15 protein-coding genes are annotated in these 23,593 nt (G+C 35.6%); 12 read left to right on the top strand and 3 right to left on the bottom strand.

Annotated elements, in window-relative coordinates:
• Positions 1–141 precede the first annotated feature (141 nt).
• From ACQ76T_RS12650 to ACQ76T_RS12610, 9 genes are all read left to right on the top strand, one after another.
• Positions 142–588 carry a hypothetical protein gene (locus ACQ76T_RS12650; protein ID WP_431343643.1) on the top strand — a complete coding sequence of 149 codons (447 nt, stop codon included), beginning with the start codon at positions 142–144 and terminating at the stop codon, positions 586–588.
• Between the two features lie 137 nt (positions 589–725).
• The gene (locus ACQ76T_RS12645) at positions 726–1,520 is read left to right on the top strand and encodes a thymidylate synthase (RefSeq protein WP_431343642.1); all 795 of its coding nucleotides are present in this window, start codon (positions 726–728) and stop codon (positions 1,518–1,520) included.
• A gap of 678 nt (positions 1,521–2,198) precedes the next feature.
• Positions 2,199–2,465: a hypothetical protein gene (locus ACQ76T_RS12640; RefSeq protein ID WP_431343641.1), complete on the top strand. Its 267-nt coding sequence runs from the start codon at positions 2,199–2,201 to the stop codon at positions 2,463–2,465.
• Positions 2,466–2,490: 25 nt separating this feature from the next.
• The gene (locus ACQ76T_RS12635; protein ID WP_431343640.1) at positions 2,491–5,001 is read left to right on the top strand and encodes a M1 family metallopeptidase; all 2,511 of its coding nucleotides are present in this window, start codon (positions 2,491–2,493) and stop codon (positions 4,999–5,001) included.
• A gap of 336 nt (positions 5,002–5,337) precedes the next feature.
• Entirely contained in the window at positions 5,338–6,672 is a 1,335-nt protein-coding gene (locus tag ACQ76T_RS12630; protein ID WP_431343639.1) for a hydroxymethylglutaryl-CoA synthase family protein, read from the top strand.
• 399 nt (positions 6,673–7,071) lie between these two features.
• The gene (locus ACQ76T_RS12625) at positions 7,072–9,915 is read left to right on the top strand and encodes a SusC/RagA family TonB-linked outer membrane protein (protein ID WP_431343638.1); all 2,844 of its coding nucleotides are present in this window, start codon (positions 7,072–7,074) and stop codon (positions 9,913–9,915) included.
• Between the two features lie 24 nt (positions 9,916–9,939).
• Positions 9,940–11,487, top strand: a complete 1,548-nt coding sequence (locus ACQ76T_RS12620; RefSeq protein WP_431343637.1) for a RagB/SusD family nutrient uptake outer membrane protein — start codon at positions 9,940–9,942, stop codon at positions 11,485–11,487.
• 1,005 nt (positions 11,488–12,492) lie between these two features.
• On the top strand, positions 12,493–15,345 hold the full coding sequence (locus tag ACQ76T_RS12615; protein ID WP_431343636.1) for a SusC/RagA family TonB-linked outer membrane protein: 2,853 nt from the start codon (positions 12,493–12,495) through the stop codon (positions 15,343–15,345).
• Positions 15,346–15,357: 12 nt separating this feature from the next.
• On the top strand, positions 15,358–16,986 hold the full coding sequence (locus ACQ76T_RS12610) for a RagB/SusD family nutrient uptake outer membrane protein (protein WP_431343635.1): 1,629 nt from the start codon (positions 15,358–15,360) through the stop codon (positions 16,984–16,986).
• Between the two features lie 74 nt (positions 16,987–17,060).
• On the opposite strand, the gene ACQ76T_RS12605 is transcribed toward ACQ76T_RS12610, so the two are convergent.
• Entirely contained in the window at positions 17,061–17,987 is a 927-nt protein-coding gene (locus ACQ76T_RS12605) for an AraC family transcriptional regulator (RefSeq protein ID WP_431343634.1), read from the bottom strand.
• A 181-nt stretch (positions 17,988–18,168) separates the two neighbouring features.
• On the opposite strand from ACQ76T_RS12605, the gene ACQ76T_RS12600 reads away from it, so the two are divergent.
• The 3 genes from ACQ76T_RS12600 (at position 18,169) to ACQ76T_RS12590 (ending at position 21,454) form a co-directional block, all read left to right on the top strand.
• Positions 18,169–19,698, top strand: a complete 1,530-nt coding sequence (locus ACQ76T_RS12600; RefSeq protein WP_431343633.1) for an aldehyde dehydrogenase family protein — start codon at positions 18,169–18,171, stop codon at positions 19,696–19,698.
• A gap of 258 nt (positions 19,699–19,956) precedes the next feature.
• Entirely contained in the window at positions 19,957–20,991 is a 1,035-nt protein-coding gene (gene adhP / locus ACQ76T_RS12595; RefSeq protein ID WP_422693579.1) for an alcohol dehydrogenase AdhP, read from the top strand.
• A gap of 79 nt (positions 20,992–21,070) precedes the next feature.
• Complete coding sequence (locus ACQ76T_RS12590) at positions 21,071–21,454, top strand: DUF779 domain-containing protein (protein ID WP_431343632.1); 384 nt, start codon at positions 21,071–21,073, stop codon at positions 21,452–21,454.
• A 336-nt stretch (positions 21,455–21,790) separates the two neighbouring features.
• On the opposite strand, the gene ACQ76T_RS12585 is transcribed toward ACQ76T_RS12590, so the two are convergent.
• Together ACQ76T_RS12585 and ACQ76T_RS12580 are read right to left on the bottom strand one after the other, a co-directional pair.
• Positions 21,791–22,303, bottom strand: coding sequence for a hypothetical protein (locus tag ACQ76T_RS12585; protein WP_431343631.1), 513 nt, complete (start codon positions 22,301–22,303; stop codon positions 21,791–21,793).
• A 26-nt stretch (positions 22,304–22,329) separates the two neighbouring features.
• On the bottom strand, positions 22,330–23,529 hold the full coding sequence (locus ACQ76T_RS12580) for a dicarboxylate/amino acid:cation symporter (protein ID WP_431343630.1): 1,200 nt from the start codon (positions 23,527–23,529) through the stop codon (positions 22,330–22,332).
• Between the last annotated feature and the right edge of the window lie 64 nt (positions 23,530–23,593).

The raw sequence follows: 23,593 nt of genomic DNA, 5'->3' as shown, positions 1-23,593 counted from the left end.
TAAAGCTTTTGAAATTCTGACAGAAACTGTAAAGCCTTAATAACTATTCTTTAAAGGTACTTAATTCCCCTCCGTTGGAGGGGGGTAAAAATCATAGATTTTGACGGGGTGGTTTTTGCCATTTATTATAAAACAACGATCATGACAATGAACAAACAGGAGATATTACATACAATCAATACAAAAATTACAGAGAAGATCCAGTATTTTGAAAATCTGATTGCAGAAACAAGAGCTTCCAATAACGATACCAAAAGCTCAATGGGAGATAAATATGAAACCGGAAGAGAGATGCTTCAGCAGGAGATCAACAATCTTCAGAGGCAGCTTAATGAGACCTTGAGCCAACAATCTGTTTTGCAGAAAATAACAGCAGAGCCGTCTGAAAAAGTTCAAAACGGAGCATTGGTGAAAACTAATAAAGGAATGTTTTATGTTTCTGCGTCATTGGGTGAAATTGTATTGGAAAACCAGAAAATCATGACCGTTTCCGCAGAATCTCCTTTGGTAAAAATGATGTATGGGAAAAAAGCAGGGGAATCTTTTACGATCAATACCATTCAGCAAAATATAGAAACAATCTGGTAAAATTATTATTAAATCTATACAGCAGGTATCCAGCCGGTTAATAGAAAAATGATATAGCACTTATAAAAAGCATTCATGAAAGTGGGTGCTTTTTTTAATGCTTTTTACTAAATTTGGGGCATAAAATTCCTTTCAAAATGCAAAATTACCTGAACCTTTTACAACATATCCTAGACAACGGAACAGATAAAACCGACAGAACCGGTACCGGAACCAGAAGTGTTTTCGGATATCAGCTGAGATATGACCTGTCAAAAGGTTTTCCTTTGGTAACCACTAAAAAAGTACATTTAAAATCCATTATTTATGAATTGCTGTGGTTTTTGAAAGGAGAAACCAATATCAAATATCTAAAGGATAACGGAGTAAGTATCTGGGATGAATGGGCAAACGAAAATGGAGACCTGGGACCTGTGTATGGAGCGCAGTGGAGAAGCTGGCAGGGCGCTGACGGTAAGATAGTAGATCAGATTACTGAAGTGATTGACCAAATTAAAAAGAACCCGGACTCCAGAAGATTAATTGTATCTGCATGGAACGTTGCCGAAATTCCCAATATGGCACTTGCACCTTGTCATGCATTATTCCAGTTCTACGTAGCAGATGGTAAACTTTCTCTTCAATTATATCAGAGAAGTGCTGATGTTTTCCTTGGGGTACCATTTAATATTGCCAGCTATGCCTTATTGTTGATGATGGTAGCACAGGTTTGTAATCTTGAAGTAGGAGATTATGTTCATAGTTTTGGAGACGTTCATATCTACAACAACCATTTTGAACAGGTAAACAGACAGCTTTCAAGGGATCCAAGACCCCTTCCAACTATGAAACTGAATCCTGAGATCAAAGATATTTTTGATTTTAACTTTGAAGATTTTACATTGGAAAACTACGATCCGCATCCAGGTATTAAAGCTCCGGTAGCCATTTAATATTTTGTTATATTAGACTTCTTTCCTTTTTTAATTAATATTTTTTCAGGATAGAATGGTGCTTACAGATGATTTGGCCGGGTTTTATGTATTAGAATCCGTTCCCGATTCCTATTTCAGTTATATCTGTTCTTTTCTCGATTCTCAAATAATGGCTGCCAGATCCTTATCGGGTATTGTAACCGGGACATTAACTTTCCTTTCAAGGAATAATGACTCCGTTTCCTTTTGGGAAATGTTCTTTTTGCTACTTTCATTGATGGCGAAATATTAGGTAGGTACTAAGATTTTGTCAAAAGAATTGGCGGGCCTTATGACTTTGCTGTATTAGAGTTCTCTGATAGGAAGAGGCATTCAGTTTTCAACGACTATACTCAATTAAAATCCGGCAACTCACTTTTTCACATGAAGTATTTTTCTACAAAAGTTGGGAAAGTCCTATGTTGTATACAATAAATGGGACCAATTCCGAAAAGATTCACGTGTATAATGTGGAAATACAAAAAGACTGTACCGTACTATTTCGATATAAAAAAGGTAAAATAAACCGCTCAAAATAATCTTTTATACGAAGGAATGTAATACAAAAACCTGAAACATCCTTTCTTTTAGCAATTGTTTCTGAAATAAGTTTTACATTTGAAAGAAGAACTGTTATTCTATTAATCCTGAATACGAATGGAGAATACAGTCATAAAAAATCAAATCCTTATCACAGAATACATCATGAAATATTTAAAAATAAATATCGAAAACAACGCAGACGTTGAAGTCTTGAAAAATGTAATCCTTCAGTTGAAAGGAGTCGCTTCTGCAGAAATTGTAGATGATGAAAATCCCGAGAGCGAGCTTAAGAAAGCCTTTGCAAAAACAAAGGAACAGCTTAAAAAAGGAGATTATGAAACTCTTGTAAATGATATTTTTGATATAATAATAAAGAAATAATTCTAAAAAATAATAAAGTAGACAGATGAAAAAGGCCATTTTATCAATTGCTGTACTGGGAATCTTCTTTTCCGCAAAAGTCACAGCGCAAACCGAAACTTCTGGAAGAGACAAAGTATACAGAGCTACTCATACCAAAGTAACGGAACTGAAGCATACCAAGCTGAAAGTAAATTTTGATTACCAGAAAGAACAGATGAATGGAGAAGAATGGCTTACTGCTTCACCTTATTTTTACCCTACCAACGAGCTGACTCTTGATGCAAAAGGAATGCTGATTCACGAAGTGGCCCTTGATAATAACGGGAAAAAATCAGCTCTAAAATATGATTATAAAAACGATGTCCTGAAAATTACCCTCGATAAAACATATCAGAAAAACCAGGATTATACAGTTTACATCAAATACACCTCTCGTCCGAACGAAGTAAAGCAGGAGGGAAGTATGGCAATTAATGATGCAAAAGGACTTTATTTTATCAATGCACAGGGAACAGATCCCGATCTTCCTGCTCAGATCTGGACACAGGGAGAAACAGAATCTTCTTCCGCATGGTTCCCAACCATTGATAAGCCCAATCAGAAAACAACCCAGGAAATCTACATGACTGTTCCTGATAAATACGTTACCCTTTCAAACGGAGTTTTAAAAGAATCCCAGAAGGAATCAAACGGTTTGAGAACAGACCATTGGGTAATGGATAAAAGACATTCCACCTACCTTTTCTTTATGGGTGTCGGAGAATATGCGATTGTAAAAGATAAATGGAAGAATGTTCCCGTTGACTATTACGTAGAAAAAGAATACGAACCTTATGCCAAGCAGATCTACGGAAATACTCCCGAAATGATTGATTTTTTCTCGAAAAAAATGAATTATGATTATCCTTGGGTGAAATATGCACAGATTTCAGGGCGGAATTATGTGAGTGGTGCAATGGAGAATACTACAGCAACACTTCACGGAAGCGATGTTCTTCAAAAACCGGGACAGCTTATTGATGAAAATAAATGGGAAGATACCATTGCTCATGAGCTATTTCATCACTGGTTCGGAGACTTGGTGACGGCAGAAAGCTGGAGTAACCTTACCGTGAACGAATCTTTCGCCAACTATTCAGAATACCTTTGGAATGAACATAAGTATGGAAAAGATCAGGCAGACTATCATCTGATGACTGATGTTAATATGTATATTCATAATCCCGGTGATTTTAAGAAAAATCTGGTAAGGTTCAATTATGATTCCCGCGAAGATGTTTTTGACTTGGTAACCTACCAAAAAGGAGGAGGAATTTTGAATATGCTGAGAAATTATCTTGGTGATGATGCTTTCTTTGCAGGAATGAATGATTACCTGAAAACCAATGAATATCAAAATGCAGAAGCTCACCAATTGAGGTTATCTTTTGAAAAAGTTTCAGGGAAAGACCTGAACTGGTTCTTTAATCAATGGTATTTTGGAAGCGGAAACCCGAAAATCAATTACACTTCCACCTTTGAACCAGTGAAAAAACAGATTTCTGTAACCATCAATCAAACTCAGGATCAGCCTTTCGAATTTCCTTTGGCTATTGATGTATACGATAATGGAAAACCAAAAAGATATAATGTTTGGGTAAATGCAGAAGCTAAAAATACATTCAGTTTTGATGTTTCAAAAACACCGGATTTGTTGAACATCAATGCGGACGGAGTTTTATTAGCTGAAATTACAGAAGCAAAGACTCCTGAGCAGAATCTGCTGCAGTTTACCAACTCTAAAGAATTTAAAAGCAGATATACTGCTTTAACCGCAATAAAAGATCAGATCGGAAAAAGCCCCGCTGCAGTAAAATTATTGGCAGCTGCATTAAAAGACCCTTTCTTTAGAGTAAAAATGAAGGCTTTGGGAATAATGGATCTTACCAATGCTGAACAGATGAAAGCATTAGGCAGTGAAGTAGAAAAACTGGCAACAAATGATCCGAAAACCCTGGTACAGGCTTCTGCAATTGCGGCGTTGGCAAAAACGAAAGACAAAAAATATCTTCCAATCTTTGAGAAAGGGGTAAATGCCGTTTCGAATGCTGTAAAAGCTAATTCTTTAAGTGCCATTCTTACGATCGACCCTTCAAAAGCAAGTGCTCTCGCTGATAAAATTGATCTGGACGGTGCTTCAGACGAATTGCGAGCACAAATGCTTCCGATCATTGTGAAGAATAAAGTGACTTCTCAGATGACGAATATTACACCACTGGCTGCTTTCTATCCGTTTATCAAATTCCAGAATCCGGAATTGGGGAAGGTCGCAGAAGAGGGTTTCAACTGGATCATGAGTTCTGATAACCTTAAAGCGACTGAAAGCATTACAAAAATAGCAGGATATGCAAAAAATGAAATGGCTAACAATCCTCAGGCTAAAATGATGATGCAACAGATCCTCAAAGACGGTCTAAGTAAAAAAATGGAACTGCTGAGAAAGAATCCTCAAAATGCTGCAAGTATCAATAAACAGATTGATGTACTGAATAAGGCCATTGAAAATTATAAATAAAAGAAACCCGGCGAATTGGCCGGGTTTTTTACGAGTAAGAATGAAATGCCTTACAATATTTCATATATAAACTTCGACGAATCAAAGAAGTTGAGTCTGTCCTTTATTCTTTTGCCATCAACTTTCTCAAAAAAGAAAACTTTGGGTCAAAAAAAGTCATTACATTAGGTTTTACGATTTTCTTCCCGATAATTCCTTTCATGTACTATAAACTGTTTGTATTTTGTAAGTGATATAGGTTTTATAATTGATTTTTGATAATATGATAAAAATTACTATTTTTTATCACTGTTTTTTGCAGTATCTTTCATAAATTCGTTTAAAATTTAGAAAATTATGAGTTTTGGAATTGAAGCGGCAAGCTACTATGTGCCTTCTTTGTATTTGGAGATTAAGGATTTAGCAGAAAAAAGAGGAATAGAACCAGCCAAGCTGGAAAAAGGATTAGGGTTACATAAAATGGGGCTTTCGGATGTTCATGAAGACGCCGCTACATTTGCAGCAGAAGCATTGTTGAGACTTATAAAAGATTATAATATCAGTCCAAAAGAAATAGCAAGAGTATATCTGGGAACAGAAAGTGCTGTGGATGCAGCAAAACCTACAGCTTCTTATGCAGTACAGATGGTAGAAAAGGTTTTGGAGGGAGAATTTGGTGAAAGAAGCTTTAAGAACTGTGACGTTCTGGATATGACTTTTGCCTGTGTAGGAGGAGTGGATGCGCTGCATAACGCTCTGGATTTTGTAAGGGTAAACCCAGATAAAAAAGCGGTAGTGATTGCCAGTGATTATGCAAAATACGAATTGGCTTCTTCAGGAGAATATACTCAGGGAGGTGGTGCTGTTGCTTTACTGATCTCGTCAAAACCTGATCTCCTTGAAATTGAAAATAATTGGGGAGTAGCTTCGGAAAGTGTTTTCGATTTTTTCAAACCAAGAAGACAATATAAAAAAACAGATCTAAAAGAAGCTCCGGAAGCATATCCGGACAAAATTGAAATCTTTACAGACGAGCCTGTTTTTGACGGAAAATATTCTAACCAATGTTATCAGGATAGGATTAGAGAAGCCTATTGTCATTATAAAGAGGTTACTGGACAGAACAAACCTTATGAAAACTGGAAATATATCATTTTTCATCTTCCATATGCTTTCCATGGAAAAAGAGTGTTTACTGAAATATACAGCCTTGAAAACGGACTGCCATATGAAACTCAGGAAGAGCAGAAAGCGGTTGCAAAATCTGAAAACTATCTGAAATTAATCAATGATACAATAGAAAAGACTCAAAGAGCTTCTTCTGAAATAGGAAATATGTATACTGCTTCTATTTTTATGGCTCTACTTTCCGGGCTTCAGACTTCTTGGAACGAAAATGAAGATCTTGCAGGAAGAGAAATTGGGTTTGTAGGATATGGAAGTGGATCAAAATCTAAAGTTTTTGCCGGAAAGGTTTCCGATAATTGGAAAAAAGTTGTAGAGAAATGGAATTTGTTTGAAAATTTAAACTCCAGAACAGCAGTAGATTTTGAAACCTATGAACAACTTCATAGAAAACAGCTTGTGCAATCTGTCAATGAAAATTATAGAGGGTTTGGTCTTTATTCCATTGAAGCCGATAACCCCGTTCGGATTGGAGCTAGATACTATGCATATCAGCAGTGGTCTTAATTATTTGAAAATAGCAAAAAGCATCTCAATTGTTGAGGTGCTTTATTTTTTTGTGATTTTTATTATTTATTTTCACTGTTTTATTGGTTTTTGTGTCGGAATATTTTTTTTTATTCTTCATTTTTTTTACTAAAAACTAATTATTGATGTGATTTTTTAATGGTTTTCGTAGAATCAACGTAGTGTAATAAAATATTTATGGGTTATTAAAATTTTGTCAAAATAGAATTGTGTTTTAATAATTTTTTCTTTTTTTTCTTTTTAACTATTTGTTTTGTTTTTACATCCATTACTTCAGGACTTTTTTCTCTTTTCTATCTTTATACCGGTGTTTTATTGCTTGAATCTCTGTTTTCATATTAACATATTTGTCCTAGAAATAGCTTAAAAAATGTTGATATGAATATAAAACTACGTGTATTAAGTGCTGGAGTACTGTTTTTTCTCGGGCAGAGCGTCATGGCGCAAAAGACAAAAAAAGATACCGCTTCTGAAAAAAAAATTGACGAGGTAGTAGTTATTGGTTATAGAACTACTACCAAAAAAACAGCAGTTAGTTCAGTTGCTACTGTTGATAGTAAAACAATTGAAAACAGGCCTAACTCCAATGTTCTAAATATTATTCAGGGACAGTTAGCCGGTGTTAATATTACAGCGAGTACTGGACAGCCAGGAGCTAAACCGACAGTTGTTATAAGAGGTGTAGGGACATTTAATGGCAATACTGATCCATTGTACGTTATTGATGGTTTCCCTTCTAATAGCGATAACTTTAGATCAATCAATCCTAATGATATAGAAACATTTTCTGTTTTAAAAGATGCCTCAGCTATTGCTGAATACGGTTCGAGAGGGGCTAATGGAGTAATTATGATTACGACTAAAAAAGGAAATTACGGTGAGAAAACGCGTATTAGATATAGTACACAGTTTGGGGTTTCTATGTTACAGGATCCTAAATATAATTATGCCAGTTCCAGAGATTTGTTAACAATGCAGAAATCCTACGGAGTTGGTTTAGGGGCTAATATGACTAATGATCAAATTGCCAGTTATAATATAGATACTAATTGGAGGGAAATTTTCTTTAGACCAGCAGTTACACAAAGTCATGACTTATCAATAGAATCGGGAGGAAAAAATATTAATTCATATACTTCTGTCGGTTATTTGAATCAAGACGGTATACTTAAAACTACCGGTCTGAAAAGATTTACTGTGCGAAATAATATTAATGGCAAAAGTTCAAATGACCGGTTAAAATACTCTTTAGTTACAGGCGTAGGTTTTTCTAAAAATAATGAAGCTATCCTGAGTGCTGGTGCGATTAATAGGAATTATGTATTAGGAGCGTACATGTCTGCTCCTTATATTTCGCCCAATTTATATGAGAATGGTAAACAATTATATGATTTATATAAACAGGACGGAACATTATTGTATACACCATTAATGCTGATGGACAAAATGGTAAACTATGATAATCTTACAGAAGAAGTTAGATTAGACATAGCTTCTAATTTGTCATATAAAATAACAGATGACCTTACAGCTAGGGTGAGAACCTCTGCACAATATCTGGATACTAAGTTTACTCAGGCAGAATATCCTCTTTCATTTAATGCATTTCTATTTAAGGGTGCACAGGAATTTTCAGGCTTTGAAGATGTCAACAGAAGAAGAGAGTTTCTATTTAACAATTTATGGCAATTAGACTATTCCAAGACTATAGGTAAACATACTTTTTCTTTGGTCGGAAATCTTGAGTATAATTATTCACAATTGGATATAGCCAATATGAGGCAAAGAGGATTAGATCCAAAAACCTTTGTTCCCGGAACAGGATCTGGATATATTACTGATACCCCTAATAATGATTTTTATGTTCCACAAAACTTAGTATCTCAATTAAAACTAAATATGATATCATATTTTGGATTATTTAGCTATGATTTTAATAAGAAATATGGAATTGAAGGAGTGATCAGGAGAGATGGTACAAGTAGGTTTGCTTATGATAGACAATGGGGGAATTTTTGGTCAGTAGGAGGTCGATGGAATGTAGATCAAGAAGCATTTATGGAAAATGTAAAGTTTGTAGATGCTTTTAAAATTAGAGCTTCTTATGGTACGCAAGGAAATCAGAGAATTGTTGATGGAAGTATTTATGCTGGATTAAATCCTCCAAGCTTCACCAATATATATTCTGTAACTAATAATACATATAATGGAAGTCAGGGTTATGCCATTAATTTCGGTGACGACAACTTAAGATGGGAGACAACCAAACAATATAATATAGGAGCTGATTTTGGATTTTTCAAAAGACGATTGAAAGGATCTTTTGATTATTATAATAAAAAAACTGTTGATCTGTACATGTCTGATCCAACGGTTCCGGTGCTAGGAACTTTAAGTATCGTAAGAAACACAGATGCTTCAATAGTCAATAAAGGAATTGAATTGAATTTGGCTTATGATATATTAAAGAATAGGGGAAAAGATATTTCGTTAACCTTTAGAGTTAATGGGTCGATAAATACCCAGAAAGTAGATGGTATTAAAAGTGGAGGAGGACGGATTTTTGAAGAGTCAAATCCTCAATATGTTACTGCTAATGGAGGGTTGTTGCGCGAGCCCTTTGTCTATAAATATTTAGGTGTAAATCCAAATAATGGGAATCTACTATTTGAAGACATTAATGGAAATCCGACGGAAAATCCAACGGCAGCAGACAGAAGGTTATATGGGAAAAATAATTTACCAAAGTACCAAGGAGGTTTTGGATTAGATTTTAACTATAAAAATTTCTTTACTTCTACTACGTTTACTTTTGTCGCCAGAGTTGTTCGTTATGATTATGATATGTCCAGCTTATATAATCCTAATAATCTTGGAAGTTTTACTGTAGACAAAGTTCTGTTAAACGCATGGACACCTACTAATACCAATACAGATGTTCCTTCTCTAAAGGCTTCAAATTTGGGACTTCAAGACAATTCTGATCGATTTTTGAAAGATGCATCTTATCTTAGAATGAGAAATGTTCAGATTGGGTATAGATTTCCTCAGAAGCTTTTAAAAGATACTTTTATAAATAACCTGTCAGTTAGTTTACAAGCAGAAAATTTATTTACTATCTCAAAATGGAAGGGATTTGATTCGGAAAGTCCTAGAAATAGTGATCTGCAAAAGTATCCAACACCTAAAATTATAACATTAGGCTTTGATATCAAATTTTAATTGACAAATATTAAGATAATTACAATGAAAAAAATATTAATATATATAACATTAGTGTCTGGATTATTACTTACTTCGTGTAGTAGTGACCTATTGACTCCTTTTACACCTGGCTCGCTAACTGAAGAAAACGCAATTACAACATCTTCAGACTTACAAAAATTAATGAACTCAACTTACAATATTTTTTCAGATAGATCTGAAATTGTATTTTCTTCTGTTTTTACTGATGAAGTTGGAATTGGATATGCAAATGGAGGGCAGGGGCTTTCAGAAGAATATATTTTCCTATTAATTCCTTCCTCGGCTGTTCCAGCTAAAATTTGGGTAGGAACTTATTCAGCTTTAGCAAGGGTAAATAAAGTTATTCAGTATGCAGATAAAATAATTCCGGCAAATGCTGCTGATGCATTATTAATTTCTAAATTAAAAGCTGAAGCACTGACGACAAGAGCTTATGGACATTTAAGAATATTGTCTTATTATTCACCTAACCTTAAAGATGATAATGCTTTGGCAGGAATATTAGCAAATAAAGTATTTACTCCCGAAGAAAAAATAAACTCTAGAGTTACGAATGGAGTATTCTATAAGCAGATTCATAAAGATCTAGATGATGCTCTTATTATCTACAATGGACTTAGTAATTATTTGATTGATAATAAGGTAGCGAGTAGGAATTTTGCTAAAGGATTGAAAGCAAGGGCTTATGCATATAAAGGAGATTATATAAATGCGGAGAAATGGGCAGATGAAGTAATAAATACTTCACAGGTCACATTGGCTAATCCTGTTGATTATCTTAAAATATTTTTTACTGATGATGAACCGGCTAATAAAGAGGTGATTTTTAGGCTAAAGAGAACTCCCCAACAAAATTCACAGTTAACTAATTTACATAATGGGTGGTGTTCTGTAAGGCCCAATTTGAATGGATCTCCTTTTTATGAGGTAAGTAGATCTTTGTTTAATATACTTAATCAAAGACCAACGGACGTTAGAAAGAATGCCATCGTAGCTCCCTCCTCAGTAATTGATCCCAATTATGCTACTTCACCAGATTATAGAAATACAGATAAACTAATTATCCAAAAATATGGCGGCACAGAAAACGGAACAATAACATCTGCAGTTACTGCCACGAACGGTTTTAATAATGATTTTAAAATAATGAGAATATCTGAAATGTATTTTATTAAAGCTGAGGCAAGAGCTAGTGCAGGAGATCTTGAAGGAGTAGGAGTAGTGTTAAAGTCTATATTAAATGCGAGATTAGGTGTGGTACAAATAGCTCCTGTGTATTTAAATGTAACAGCTGCTTGGGTTGATATTCTAAAGGAACGGAGATTGGAATTTGCTTATGAAGGTCATCGCTATATTGACATCAAGAGGCTTGCAGCTTTGGCTAATGTTACGATAGACAGAGATCAGGCTGATTATTCTTCTAGTTCTTCTAATTTTCCCGCAGCAAATCCTGTTAACCTACCAATTAACAGTTATAAGTTTGCTTTACCAATTCCACAAGAAGAGCTTAATGCAAATCCAGACATTGTTCAAAATCCAGGATATTAAAGGCTAGCTTAAAATCGGTTCAAAGTAATTCTTTATTTAGAGCTGATTCATGATAAACGTTTAATATATTTTATTAACAAATTTTTATATTTTAACTTCAGGAAGGCTATCTAAAAGATACCTTCCTATTTTTATTTCATCTTGTTTTGGCAGTGCCACAAAATCAAAAAATCTCAGGTAAGATTTTTGAAAATGTGAATGACAGAACACTTATTGACTTTGTAGCTCATAAAAAAATCATAGATAATAGATTGGTTAATCTGTAACTGACATGTATAAAGGTCCTGTTGAAGCCAATAATTCTGTTCGGTTTAGCGCAAGATATTATGGACATCAGTCTTGATATTAATTATCTGAAAAATAACAAAAAATAAATCAGTTGTTGACCTCTTCCTAATGAAGAAGTACTCAATAATCCGACTCTGTCAGCACAGCAAAATCCAGGCTGGTAGTAGAAAAATATTAAAGGCTGGTTTGATCTGGGGTTAAATTATTTAATAAAATAGTTTAAATGATAGAAAAATGAGTCAATTAAAATTCTTTCTTTAGGATTAGTTTACACTCAACTTTTGATTTATTATTAACAAATTTTTAATTTTAACTTCAGGAAGACTACCTTTCAAGGTAGTCTTCCTATTTTTTATAAGGTCATTCTTAGCATTATCTGAGAGAATAAATATGAGTAATTCATTATTTCCCCCTTAAATCAAGGATGAATTTCGTGTATATTTTATATGTAATATCTTGTTTAGGTTTATATTTTTCGTTTTAGTACACTAAATGCTGTATTTTAATTTTAATTTTAATATTTGTTAAAATTCTCATAATATTTGAAATACTTTATTTTTTTTTAAAATTTTAAAACGTATCGAAAATTTTCTATAAAGATTAGTGGAAATTGATGAGAATATCCTTTTCTGACGCGCTTTTTTTAGCTTTTAGTTGATTGATGTTTTTGATATTTATTAACATATTTGTCAGTTCAATATATTAAAATTTGTTAATATGAATGTGAAACTGCGTGTTTTAACAGCTGGAGTCTTGTTTTTTACAGGGCAGGCTGTATTTGCTCAAGAAAAAGACTCTAAGAACGGTAAGGACAAGGAGACTAAAATTGAGGAAGTAGTTGTTTTAGGATATAGTAAAACAGCTACAAAAGCTAAAACTACAACTTCTTCCGTAACAGTAGGTTCGGAAACGCTGGAAAACAGACCGAATATTTCGGTACTGAACTCAATTCAGGGAACGGCTCCTGGTATTGTAGTAAACTCTGCTTCTGGTTCTCCAGGTTCAGGAAAGTTCAATATCCTGATTAGAGGGATGAGCTCCCTAAATGGTTCCACAGATCCTTTATACGTAATAGATGGAGTAATTACTTCGGGATCTCAGTTTAGAAACCTGAACTCTTATGATATTGATACATTCAGTATTCTAAAAGATGCTCAGGCCACTGCAATCTACGGTAACAGAGCAGCAAATGGAGTAGTTGTTATTACAACTAAAGGAGGGAAATTTAATTCTGGACTTAAGGTTTCTTACGATGCATTAACTTCTTTCAGTAAGATTCCTACAGGGAGTTACAATATGTCGAACGGACAACAATTATTGCAACTTCAGAAGAATTTATCCACAGGTAAAGGGAATACTTTAACACAACAGGAAATTGATAATTGGGGAACCAATACAGACTGGAACAAACAGTTCACTCGCATTGGTATTTCTCAGCAACATAACTTATCTATTACTGGAGGTGGAGAAAATATCAATAATTTCTTCTCTTTAGGATATTTAGATAGTGAAGGAACTGTAAGATCTACCGATTTTAAGAGATTTACAATGAGGAATAACCTTAATGGTAAATCTAAAAACGGAAAGTTAACGTTTGGTTCTATCATTGGTTTAGGATACTCTAAAAGGAATCAGTTAGATGACGAAACCAATACAGGAATTTCTAACAATACCCTTCAAAATCCATTATTCGGAGGAGTACTTTCCAGACCTTATATTGGACCTTCTCCATATGCAAACGGACAGGAGCTATTTAACGCTATTGGAGCAGATGCGTCTAATAACAGACAATGGATTCTTCAGGATAATATCAATGGAGGGATTAGAAACAGGTTTACAGAATTAAGTATTTCTGCGAATGCTAACGTAAACTATAAGATTACAGATTATTTAACCATCGGAAACAGAACAGGTATTGAATATAAACAATACGAAAAACTTTTTGCAAGATCACCACTAGGATACCTTTCAATAAGTGTAGCGAATGGAGATGGATCTAAATATGGAGGAAACGAAGACTTTTCAACAACAAGAGATTTAACGTTCAACAGTATCACGAATATCTCATTCAATAAATCTTTTGGAGATCATACTATTTCTGCAGGGGCTTATATGGATTATATTAAAGCTCACGTAAGTTCAACTTTCCAAAGACAAAATGGTCTTAACCCATTACAGTGGGAATTTGGTGGGGGAACTGGATATATTCCATTTAATCCTGATACACCCAACATTTATAGACCATCTGTATCAGCTTCAAAAGTTACTGCTGGTACATTAGCTTACTTCGGTACATTAGATTATGACTACAAAGATAAATATGGTGTAAGTGGAGTAGTAAGAAGAGACGGATCCTACCGTTTTCTTCCTACAAACAGATGGGAAACTTTCTGGTCAGTAGCTGCAAGATGGAATATTGACAAAGAAAACTTTATGGCAAATTCTGGCTTCAGATTGCTTAAGCTAAGAGCTTCCATTGGTACTACAGGTAACCAGAACTTAGGAATTGCTGCTGATAATCAAAACCCGTTAGCTTTACTTCCAAATAACTTCCTTGATCTTTACAACGGTTTCTCAGGATATCAGAATATGTTGGGATATAACTTTGTTAACTTGTCTAACCCTTACTTAAAATGGGAGCAGGTTAAACAAAGCAATATTGGTTTAGATTTTAACTATAAAGGATTGTTCGAAGGTAGTGTTGACTATTACCAGAAAAGAACAACCAGAATGTTCAATGATCTTCAGAAATCTTCAGTTACTGGTGTATATGCAATTAGAGGAAACGATGGTGTTCTTGATAATAAAGGGATTGAAGGGTTAATCAGATATAACGCTATCAAAACTGAAAATACAAGACTATCTATTTTCGCAAACGGAGCATACAATTCAAACAAAATCGTATCAATGGGTAGCGAAAACTTAGCAGGAGATGTAGTGAATGCTATTGGTGGACCTGCAGGACAGTATCAGTTATATCCATATCTTGGAGTGAACCAAGACAATGGAAATCTTCAATTCTTAGATAAGAATGGAAATATTACTGAAGCTCCAACTTCGGCAGATAGAAGATTAACTGGAAAATCAAGGTTTGCGAAATTTACAGGAGGTTTTGGATTCAATTTGCAACATAAAGGTTGGTTCCTTGATACACTATTCTCTTTTCAGCAAGGAGGATGGATCTATGATAACCTGGAATCATGGGTATTTGACCCAAGTGCAGCAGCTAACAGAAACCTTTCTGCTGATTTGCTAAACGCATGGACTCCTCAAAATAGAGATACTGATGTACCTTCTCTGACAGCGAAAAACTTAACCCTAGGTTCTTCAGACAGATTCTTACACAGATCAGACTTTATCAGGCTTAAAAATGTTTCTATAGGATATAATTTTAGCAAAAATCAATTAGGTAAGCTACCGGTAAAAGGTATTAAAGTATTTGTTCAGGCAGAGAACCTTTATACCTGGACGAAATGGAAAGGATTTGATCCGGAACCAATTACTTCGTATTCACTAAATGTGTATCCTAACCCAAAAACCGTATCGGTAGGTTTAAATGTTGATTTTTAATAGAGAAAAATTATGAAAAGAATTATAAATACAATATTAGTTGTAGCAACTTTATCATCTGCTGCCTTCACATTAAACAGTTGCCAGGATGCACTTGATATCAAGCAGGCAGGTGAATTGCAGGAACAGGATCTTTATACAAGTGTCTCCAATCTAGGAGAGGTACTAAATGGATCTGTTTATGCTCAACTTGATCCAATGGATGAGATTTACTTTACAGCGGTATTTACTGATGAGGTAAAGCCAGGCTCAGGAAGTGGAGGACAGGAATATTCATTACACAGATTTTTTCTTGATGCTGCAAGCCCTGTTATAACTGGTGGTACTGTAGGTACTGCAGCAAGTGATGGAATCTGGTTGAATAACTACAAAGTGATCAATAGAGTAAACAGATTACTGGAAGGAGCAAAGAAAATTACTCCTGTTACTACTAAAGAAAAAGACGATTATAATAAAATTCTTGCACAGGCAAGAGCAATCAGAGCATATTGCTATGTACAGCTGGAAGCCTATTTCTCCAGCGATATGAAGAATCCTAATGCTTTAGGAGTAATTCTTCTGAAAGATGTTCCTTCAACAGATGCTCAATTGCCGAGAGCTAAAAATCAGGATGTATATGATTTTATCAATGCAGATTTAGACTATGCTAGAAACATATTAACGTACTCTGCATCAGCTGATCAGGGAGCAAGATATTTTGCTGATAAAAATTTTGTAAATGCTGTTACTGCCCGTTTTAATTTGTATAGAGGAAATATGCCTTTAGCAAAACAGTATTCTCAGGATGTTATTTCAAATTCAGGATTGAGTCTTACTATAGCAACACCTAGTTCTATTTTAATTGATCCTGCTGATCCTACAAAATTTCAGCCTATAGGTAATACATCATGGAATACAGCGTTTTATGGTGTTGCGTCTTCTTTCAACCCATACAGAAACCTTTGGAATGATTCTGCGAAAGGAGAAATTCTCTTCTCTCTCAACAGACTTCCTTTAGGAGCTGGAGGAAGTATTGGTGCAAAATGGAATACCAACCAGTCTACAATTACCGGTTCTCCAATGTGGTTCTGGGGAAGAAACCTATATAATTTATTCCAGAATATTCCGGGAGATATCAGAAAGTATGCGTATGTAGACCCTACTTCAAAGCCAAATGCTAGTTATGCTACTGCGACAGGAGGAAATACAAGAAATGACGGTTTGGTAATCGATAAATATCCTGGTAAAACGAGTACGGCTACTAGGAATGATGTTAAAGTTTTCAGACTTTCAGAAATGTATTTCATTTTAGCAGAAGCTGAAGTAGCGGCTGGAAATCTTTCTGCAGCTCAGAATCTTATTCAACAGGTAAGAGTGGCACGAAACTATGACTCTAAAGCAGTAACGCCTACTTATTCTACAGCTCAGTCTGCCTATGCAGATATCTTGAAAGAACGTAGAGTAGAATTGGCTCTTGAAGGGCACCGTTTTCTTGACTTAAAGAGATTAGCTGCTGCTGCAAATGTATCAATGGACAGAAATGCTACCGATGATATTATTGCTGTTGAAAATCTTAAGAATGGGGACTATAGATATACTTTACCTATTCCTATTAAAGAAATGTCGGCAAACCCGAATGTTACACAAAATGACGGATACTAATCCTGATTCATAAAATAACCCCTGAAGTTTTACTTCAGGGGCTTTTTATATATCCTAATATTTTGAATGAAAATCTATTCAAAATATCCTATCCCGTTTTGATAACTTTTAGGGGTTACTCCTACCAACTGCTTAAATACTCTTGTAAAATAATTGGTGTCAGAAAATCCTGTCTGGTAAGCCGTTTCTTTAATGCTGTTCTGCCCTGCAAGTAATTCTTTAGCTTTATTAATTCTTTCCTGCAGTATAAAATCATTTGGAGATGTCCCAAACTCATCTTTAAACATTTTAAAGAAATTAGATTTACTTACATAAGCCAACTTAGCAATACTGTCTATAGAAAGTTTCTGATGTAGATTCCTTCTGATATAATCTACTACGAATCCTATCCTTGATCTGTTTTTTACAATATTTTTTTCTACCATACTCCTTGCCTGCGTCTGCATGAGCCTTATGAGAAGTTCCTTTAATGCAAAATCGGCCATAATATCTTTCTGAGAATTATCATCCATTGCAATTCTCATAATATTATTGGTCGCAGAGGCCAAAGCTTTATTATTAAAAAGGAAATATTCATCCAGCTGGATATTCCATTGAGAGGAATCATCTACTTTTGGGAGATGATAGTTTAAATAATTGAGAGAATCTTCTATAAAATCAGGATTTAAGCTTAAAGATATACATTGTGTGGGTGTTTCGTCTGCATCGGGAAAATCGATGACCATTGTTTCTCCTGGTGCCACCAGAATACTTTCCCCTGGGAAATAATCGAAATAGCTGGTTTTATTATCCAGTTTCATATGTTTTTTTCCACGAAGCATAGCCGTAAATGCAATATTTTCAAAATGAAGCTTAACGTCAAAAGCAGCTTTATGTGTTTCATAAATGCTAAATTCACAGTTGTTTAGAGTGAATTTTGTCTGGTTTTCAACAAGACTCAATAGTTGGTTTTCCTTTCGTAATTCCGGAGTATTTAATAAATTGTGACTATTGTTATTCATTTCTAAAATTTTTAAAGAAACAAGTTACTCAAATATAGAAAATTTGGCTCTACGTTGCTGTTAATAAAATTATAAAATTAATAGTCTGTACTATTTTCCACTTTTTTTATACGATTGTGCTATTGTTTTTTTGGGTGTACATGTAATTTGGCATTATCGAAAAAATTAAAACAATACTAATATGAGCACTCTTACAGAACCTAGATCAGCAACTCTATTACAGCGCCCGGAGTTCAAAAGTAAATATGATAATTATATTGACGGAAAATTTACACCACCCGTTAAAGGACAGTATTTTGATGTTGTTTCTCCCGTAGATGGAAAAACATTTACACAAGTTGCACATTCCTCCAAAGAAGATTTGGAGTTGGCTGTAAATGCTGCCGAAAAAGCTTTTCAGACCTGGAAAAATACATCTTCCACAGAAAGAAGCATTATCCTGAATAAAATTGCAGACAGAATAGAGCAGAATCTGGAATATCTGGCTACTGTAGAAACAATAGATAACGGTAAGGCTGTAAGAGAAACTCTGGCTGCAGATATGCCTTTAGCAATAGATCATTTCAGATATTTCGCTTCTGTAATTCGTGCAGAAGAAGGTTCCCATAACGAACTCGATAAAGACACTGTGTCTCTTATTGTACACGAACCTCTGGGTGTTATTGCACAGATTATCCCTTGGAATTTCCCGATTCTTATGGCCGTATGGAAGTTGGCGCCGGCATTGGCAGCAGGAAACTGTGTGGTGTTAAAACCGGCAGAAAGTACACCGGTTTCCATTATGGTTATGATGGAACTTATCGGAGATCTATTACCAGCCGGAGTTGTGAATATTGTCAATGGTTTTGGAGCAGAGCTAGGACGCCCTTTGGTAACCAATCCTAAAGTAGCAAAAGCAGCCTTTACAGGTTCCACGGCTACTGGACGTCTTGTGATGCAGTATGCCACAGAAAATATTATTCCGGTAACATTAGAATTGGGAGGGAAATCACCAAACGTTTTCTTCAGTTCAGTAATGGATGCAGATGATGAATTTTTAGATAAAGCCATTGAAGGAGCGGTTCTTTTTGCCCTTAATCAGGGAGAAATCTGTACCTGTCCTTCAAGATTGCTGGTTCAGGAAGACATTGCAGATGCGTTCATCGAAAAAGTGATAGAAAGAGTAAAAGCCATTAAAGTCGGGCATCCATTAGACAAAACAGTCATGATGGGAGCGCAGGCTTCACAGATTCAGAAAGATAAAATTCTTTCCTACATTCAACTAGGAAAAGAAGAAGGAGCTGAAGTATTGGTTGGTGGAGATGTTAACAATCTTGGAGAAGATCTTGAAGAGGGATTCTATATTCAGCCTACTATTTTCAAGGGAAATAATAGAATGAGAATATTCCAGGAAGAGATTTTCGGCCCTGTATTGGCTTTCACCACCTTTAAAGATGAGGAAGAGGCTATCAAAATCGCAAACGATACTATCTATGGGCTTGGAGCAGGAGTATGGACAAGAGATGCTCATCAGCTGTATAATGTTCCCCGTCAGATCGAAGCAGGAAGAGTTTGGGTAAACCAATACCATTCCTATCCGGCAGGAGCTCCATTTGGCGGATACAAACAGTCCGGAATCGGAAGAGAAAACCATAAAATGATGCTGGATCACTATCGTCAGACCAAAAACATGTTGATATCCTACAACAAAAACAAATTAGGATTCTTTTAATTATTAATTTTAGGACGTGCCCGCTTGCCTTGGCTTTTTCCAGGGCAAACCGGTCGGGCTATTCAGGGCTGCACTTCGTTTCGGTGCTTCATTACATTGCGCACCGGCTCGTTCCTCGCCGCCCTTCCTATCCCTCACGCAAAGAAAGATCAGTTTTCTGATTCTTGTTTGCAAACAATACAATACTAATTACCAATCTTTAAATAGTCAATCTGTACATCAACAGATGGTTATAAAACCCAACTCAAAAACGAAAATATGATTCCAAAAACAATGAAAGCGGCGGTAGTCCAGGGCTATGGCCAACCCCTTAAAATAGAAGAAGTTCCAGTAAGAGAACCCGGAAGATATGAAGTCCTTGTAAAAGTGATTGCCTGTGGTGTTTGCCATACAGACCTTCACGCAGTGGATGGCGACTGGCCGGCAAAACCCAAGATGCCACTTATTCCGGGGCATGAAGGAGTAGGAATTGTTGTAGCCTGCGGACCAGAAGCTTTTGTGAAAGAAGGTGATGCAGTAGGTGTTCCATGGCTGTACAGTGCATGCGGATGCTGCGATTACTGTATTACAGGATGGGAAACCCTCTGTGAAGCTCAGAAAAATGGTGGATACAGTGTAGATGGTGGTTTTGCAGAATACGTAATTGCAGATTCCAGATATGTGGGACATTTAAAGTCTGACGTTAACTTTTTAGAAATTGCTCCCATTCTATGTGCTGGAGTTACCGTTTATAAAGGATTAAAGGAAACCGAAACAAAACCGGGAGAATGGGTTGCCATTTCAGGGATCGGTGGATTGGGACATGTAGCCGTTCAGTATGCAAAAGCGATGGGAATGCACGTGGCAGCGATTGATGTAGCTGATGATAAATTGGATCTGGCGAAGAAATTAGGAGCAGATCTTGTAGTAAATGCCAAAAATACAGATCCCGGAGAATATCTACATAAAGAAGTGGGGGGAATGCATGGTGCGCTTATTACGGCCGTTTCACCAATTGCTTTCAAACAAGGAATAGATGTGCTGAGAAGAAAGGGTACTATTGCTCTTAACGGACTTCCTCCAGGTTCATTCGAACTTCCAATCTTTGAAACCGTTTTAAAGAGAATTACCGTAAGAGGATCCATTGTAGGAACCAGAAAAGATATGCAGGAAGCACTGGATTTTGCTAATGAAGGGCTCGTAAAGGCTACTGTAACCGCAGCAAAACTGGAAGACATCAATGATGTTTTCGATAAAATGAAAAAAGGACAAATTGACGGCAGAATCGTTTTGGATATTGCCGGATCAAACTAAATTAAGGATGTATTGCTGATCCCGGCTAAAATTTATTTTACCGGGATCTTTTTATCTTTATCATCTTGAAAATAATAATATGAGCACGACAATATCAAGACTTTCCGCGACAGAAAAAGCCCTTGAAGTGATTCAGGAACTTGAAGATAAATATGGCCCGCTTATGTTTTATCAGGCCGGAGGATGCTGCGAAGGCACCCAACCGCAATGCTTTGAAAAAGGCGGCTTTTTTCCTCGAATGAACGATGCCATGATTGGAACAATTAACGGACATGAGTTTTGGATAGACCGCGATCTTTTTGAATACTGGAAATACTCACATTTTCTGCTGGATGTTACCGATGGATTTGGTCCGGGAGGTTTCTCATTGGAAACTCCTTTAGGAAAGACTTTCAAAGTCCATTACAGGTTGTTCACGCCAGAAGAATATGAAAATCTGGAACCTGTAAAACGAAGCGAATAATGTAAACTCAAAGTGCAACAAGTATCAACAAACAGATTGATGTTTTGAATAAAGCTATTGAGAATTATAAATAAAATAAATCCGGCCAATTGGCCGGATTTATTATGAGTAAAGTGAAATACCTTGTGATATACTAATCTAAAAGCTTCAACGAATCAACGAAGTTGAGTCTATTCTTTGCTTTCTTACAATCAGCTGTTTCAAAAATAAGAACTTTGCGAAAGAATAGTGTTATAAATATATTGAGTTTTTACGATTCTCTTCCAGATAATTCCTTTCATGTATTATAAACTGTTTGTGTTTTGTAAGTGATATGGACTTTACTATTGATTTTATTTATGGCTTTTGAGCAATATAAATGAGTTCCCTTTCAAATTCATATCTTCCTCTAGAAATTCCTCTTTTTAAAATAAAATATTGGGAGACAGCTACGGCTGAAGCGACTATTGTCAACATAATATTAACCTGATCATCTTGTAAACTGGCAAAAATCATTATTAAGCAAAAACATAGAATGGCAATCCAGTTAAAGATCTGCAACCCTGATGGGAAAAATTCCACAGCAACCGATGATTTTCCATTTTTATCAGAAATTGTTCCATGGAATACAGCGTTTGATCTGTTCATATCAAATATTCTCGCTCTCCTTTTGATGGTAAAACTGTTGGCTTCAACCATTCCCCGATATTCAAACCGTGAAGGAATTGCAGAATCTTTTTCCAATGATATGAAGGTTGTGTTGGTTTTATAGGTTATTTTCAAGAGCCTTTGTCTAAGCTCTTGGTTATCGATATTCAGTTCAATATTAAGGGTTTTATACAAACCAATGCTTTTGAAAAATGAGTTCATGGTTAAAAGGAATAGGTAAACTTCAATCAGACCTTCACAAACCGATTTACAAACATGGCGGCGACAATATCGCCTACTGCATTTAAAACGGTTGCTAAAGGATCTACCAACGTTCCAATGATCATCACAGCAGGAATGGCTTCCTGGGGTAATTTGTAAACAGAGATCATCAGCATTTCACCAATATATCCTCCGTTGGGAATTCCTCCGGCCACAATGCTTACAAAAACAGTAATTCCCAGAGCTAAAAGCAGGTTGGCAGGATCAAAAAAATCTCTTCCGATAATTAAAAATGCAACATAGATTTTAATAATCGATGACATGGAAGAGCCGTTTTTATGCAAAGTCGTTCCAATAGGAATTACCAGATTGGCAATAGAATTCGGAATCCCGATTTTGGAGGCAGCCTGTAAGTTGGCGGGCATCGTGGCAAAACTACTACAGGTACTTATCGCGGTAAGAGTTGGATAAATAGCATTAGTCCAAAAACTTTTAACGCCTTTCTGCCCATTGGCCATAAAAGCATAAATAGAAAAGAAAATCAGAAAGTAGACAACTCCGGCAACATAATACAATCCTAAAGGTTTTGCATAAAAACCAAAAAGCTGTGGCCCAAGAGTGGATACCTGATAAGCAAAGTAAGCACCCAAACCAATGGGAGCCATTTTCATGACCAATAAAAGCAGTTCTTTCATCACTTCATATCCGGAAGCAATAAAAACCCTGAATGGCTGTCCTTTTTCTCCTGTTTTTCTAGCTGCAAATCCTGTAAGAAAAGCAAATACCAATAGTGCCAGCATATTTCTTCGGGAGAAAAGTTCTGTAAATTCTCCTACAGTGAAGAAACTTACAATTCTGTTACCCCATGTTTCGTTATCTGCTGCTTCGTTGATGATCTCTGAACTTCCGGAAATTCCTGAAACAGGAAAAAGATAAACCGCACAAATGGTAAAAATAGCAGCCGTTAGAATAAAAAATAAAAAGGTAAGTGCCATCACAAGAATAATTCTTCCAAACTTAGATTGCTGTTCCAGAGAGGCAATGGAGTTGGACACTGCAAAAAATACAAGAGGTACCACACTTACAAAAAGAAGATTGAGAAAAATATCTCCCAATGGTTTAATATATTCTACAATGCTTGGAGCTACAATTCCTATAATGCTCCCAACAGTAATTCCCAGAAGCAAAAATAGAATTCCGGAATAGTTTTTCAATACCTCTTTCATGGGGTTATTTTTATCAAAGATAGGTTTATTTTTAACACTTTATTATGCAATTTTCAAACCTAAA

It is taken from the genome of Chryseobacterium sp. JK1, assembly GCF_050632815.1.
In the GTDB taxonomy this organism is placed as follows: Bacteria; Bacteroidota; Bacteroidia; order Flavobacteriales; family Weeksellaceae; genus Chryseobacterium.
Note: the sequence above shows the minus strand (reverse complement) of the source record. Positions and strands in the feature narration are given on the sequence as shown.

Excerpts from the sequence above, each read along its gene's own strand:
- ACQ76T_RS12615 (WP_431343636.1), top strand. The coding sequence starts at position 12,493 with ATGAATGTGAAACTGCGTGTTTTAACAGCTGGAGTCTTGTTTTTTACA.
- ACQ76T_RS12610 (WP_431343635.1), top strand. The coding sequence starts at position 15,358 with ATGAAAAGAATTATAAATACAATATTAGTTGTAGCAACTTTATCATCT.
- ACQ76T_RS12650 (WP_431343643.1), top strand. The coding sequence starts at position 142 with ATGACAATGAACAAACAGGAGATATTACATACAATCAATACAAAAATT.
- ACQ76T_RS12590 (WP_431343632.1), top strand. The coding sequence starts at position 21,071 with ATGAGCACGACAATATCAAGACTTTCCGCGACAGAAAAAGCCCTTGAA.
- adhP (WP_422693579.1), top strand. The coding sequence starts at position 19,957 with ATGATTCCAAAAACAATGAAAGCGGCGGTAGTCCAGGGCTATGGCCAA.
- ACQ76T_RS12645 (WP_431343642.1), top strand. The coding sequence starts at position 726 with ATGCAAAATTACCTGAACCTTTTACAACATATCCTAGACAACGGAACA.
- ACQ76T_RS12620 (WP_431343637.1), top strand. The coding sequence starts at position 9,940 with ATGAAAAAAATATTAATATATATAACATTAGTGTCTGGATTATTACTT.
- ACQ76T_RS12580 (WP_431343630.1), bottom strand. The coding sequence starts at position 23,529 with ATGAAAGAGGTATTGAAAAACTATTCCGGAATTCTATTTTTGCTTCTG.
- ACQ76T_RS12625 (WP_431343638.1), top strand. The coding sequence starts at position 7,072 with ATGAATATAAAACTACGTGTATTAAGTGCTGGAGTACTGTTTTTTCTC.
- ACQ76T_RS12600 (WP_431343633.1), top strand. The coding sequence starts at position 18,169 with ATGAGCACTCTTACAGAACCTAGATCAGCAACTCTATTACAGCGCCCG.
- ACQ76T_RS12630 (WP_431343639.1), top strand. The coding sequence starts at position 5,338 with ATGAGTTTTGGAATTGAAGCGGCAAGCTACTATGTGCCTTCTTTGTAT.
- ACQ76T_RS12585 (WP_431343631.1), bottom strand. The coding sequence starts at position 22,303 with ATGAACTCATTTTTCAAAAGCATTGGTTTGTATAAAACCCTTAATATT.
- ACQ76T_RS12640 (WP_431343641.1), top strand. The coding sequence starts at position 2,199 with ATGGAGAATACAGTCATAAAAAATCAAATCCTTATCACAGAATACATC.
- ACQ76T_RS12605 (WP_431343634.1), bottom strand. The coding sequence starts at position 17,987 with ATGAATAACAATAGTCACAATTTATTAAATACTCCGGAATTACGAAAG.
- ACQ76T_RS12635 (WP_431343640.1), top strand. The coding sequence starts at position 2,491 with ATGAAAAAGGCCATTTTATCAATTGCTGTACTGGGAATCTTCTTTTCC.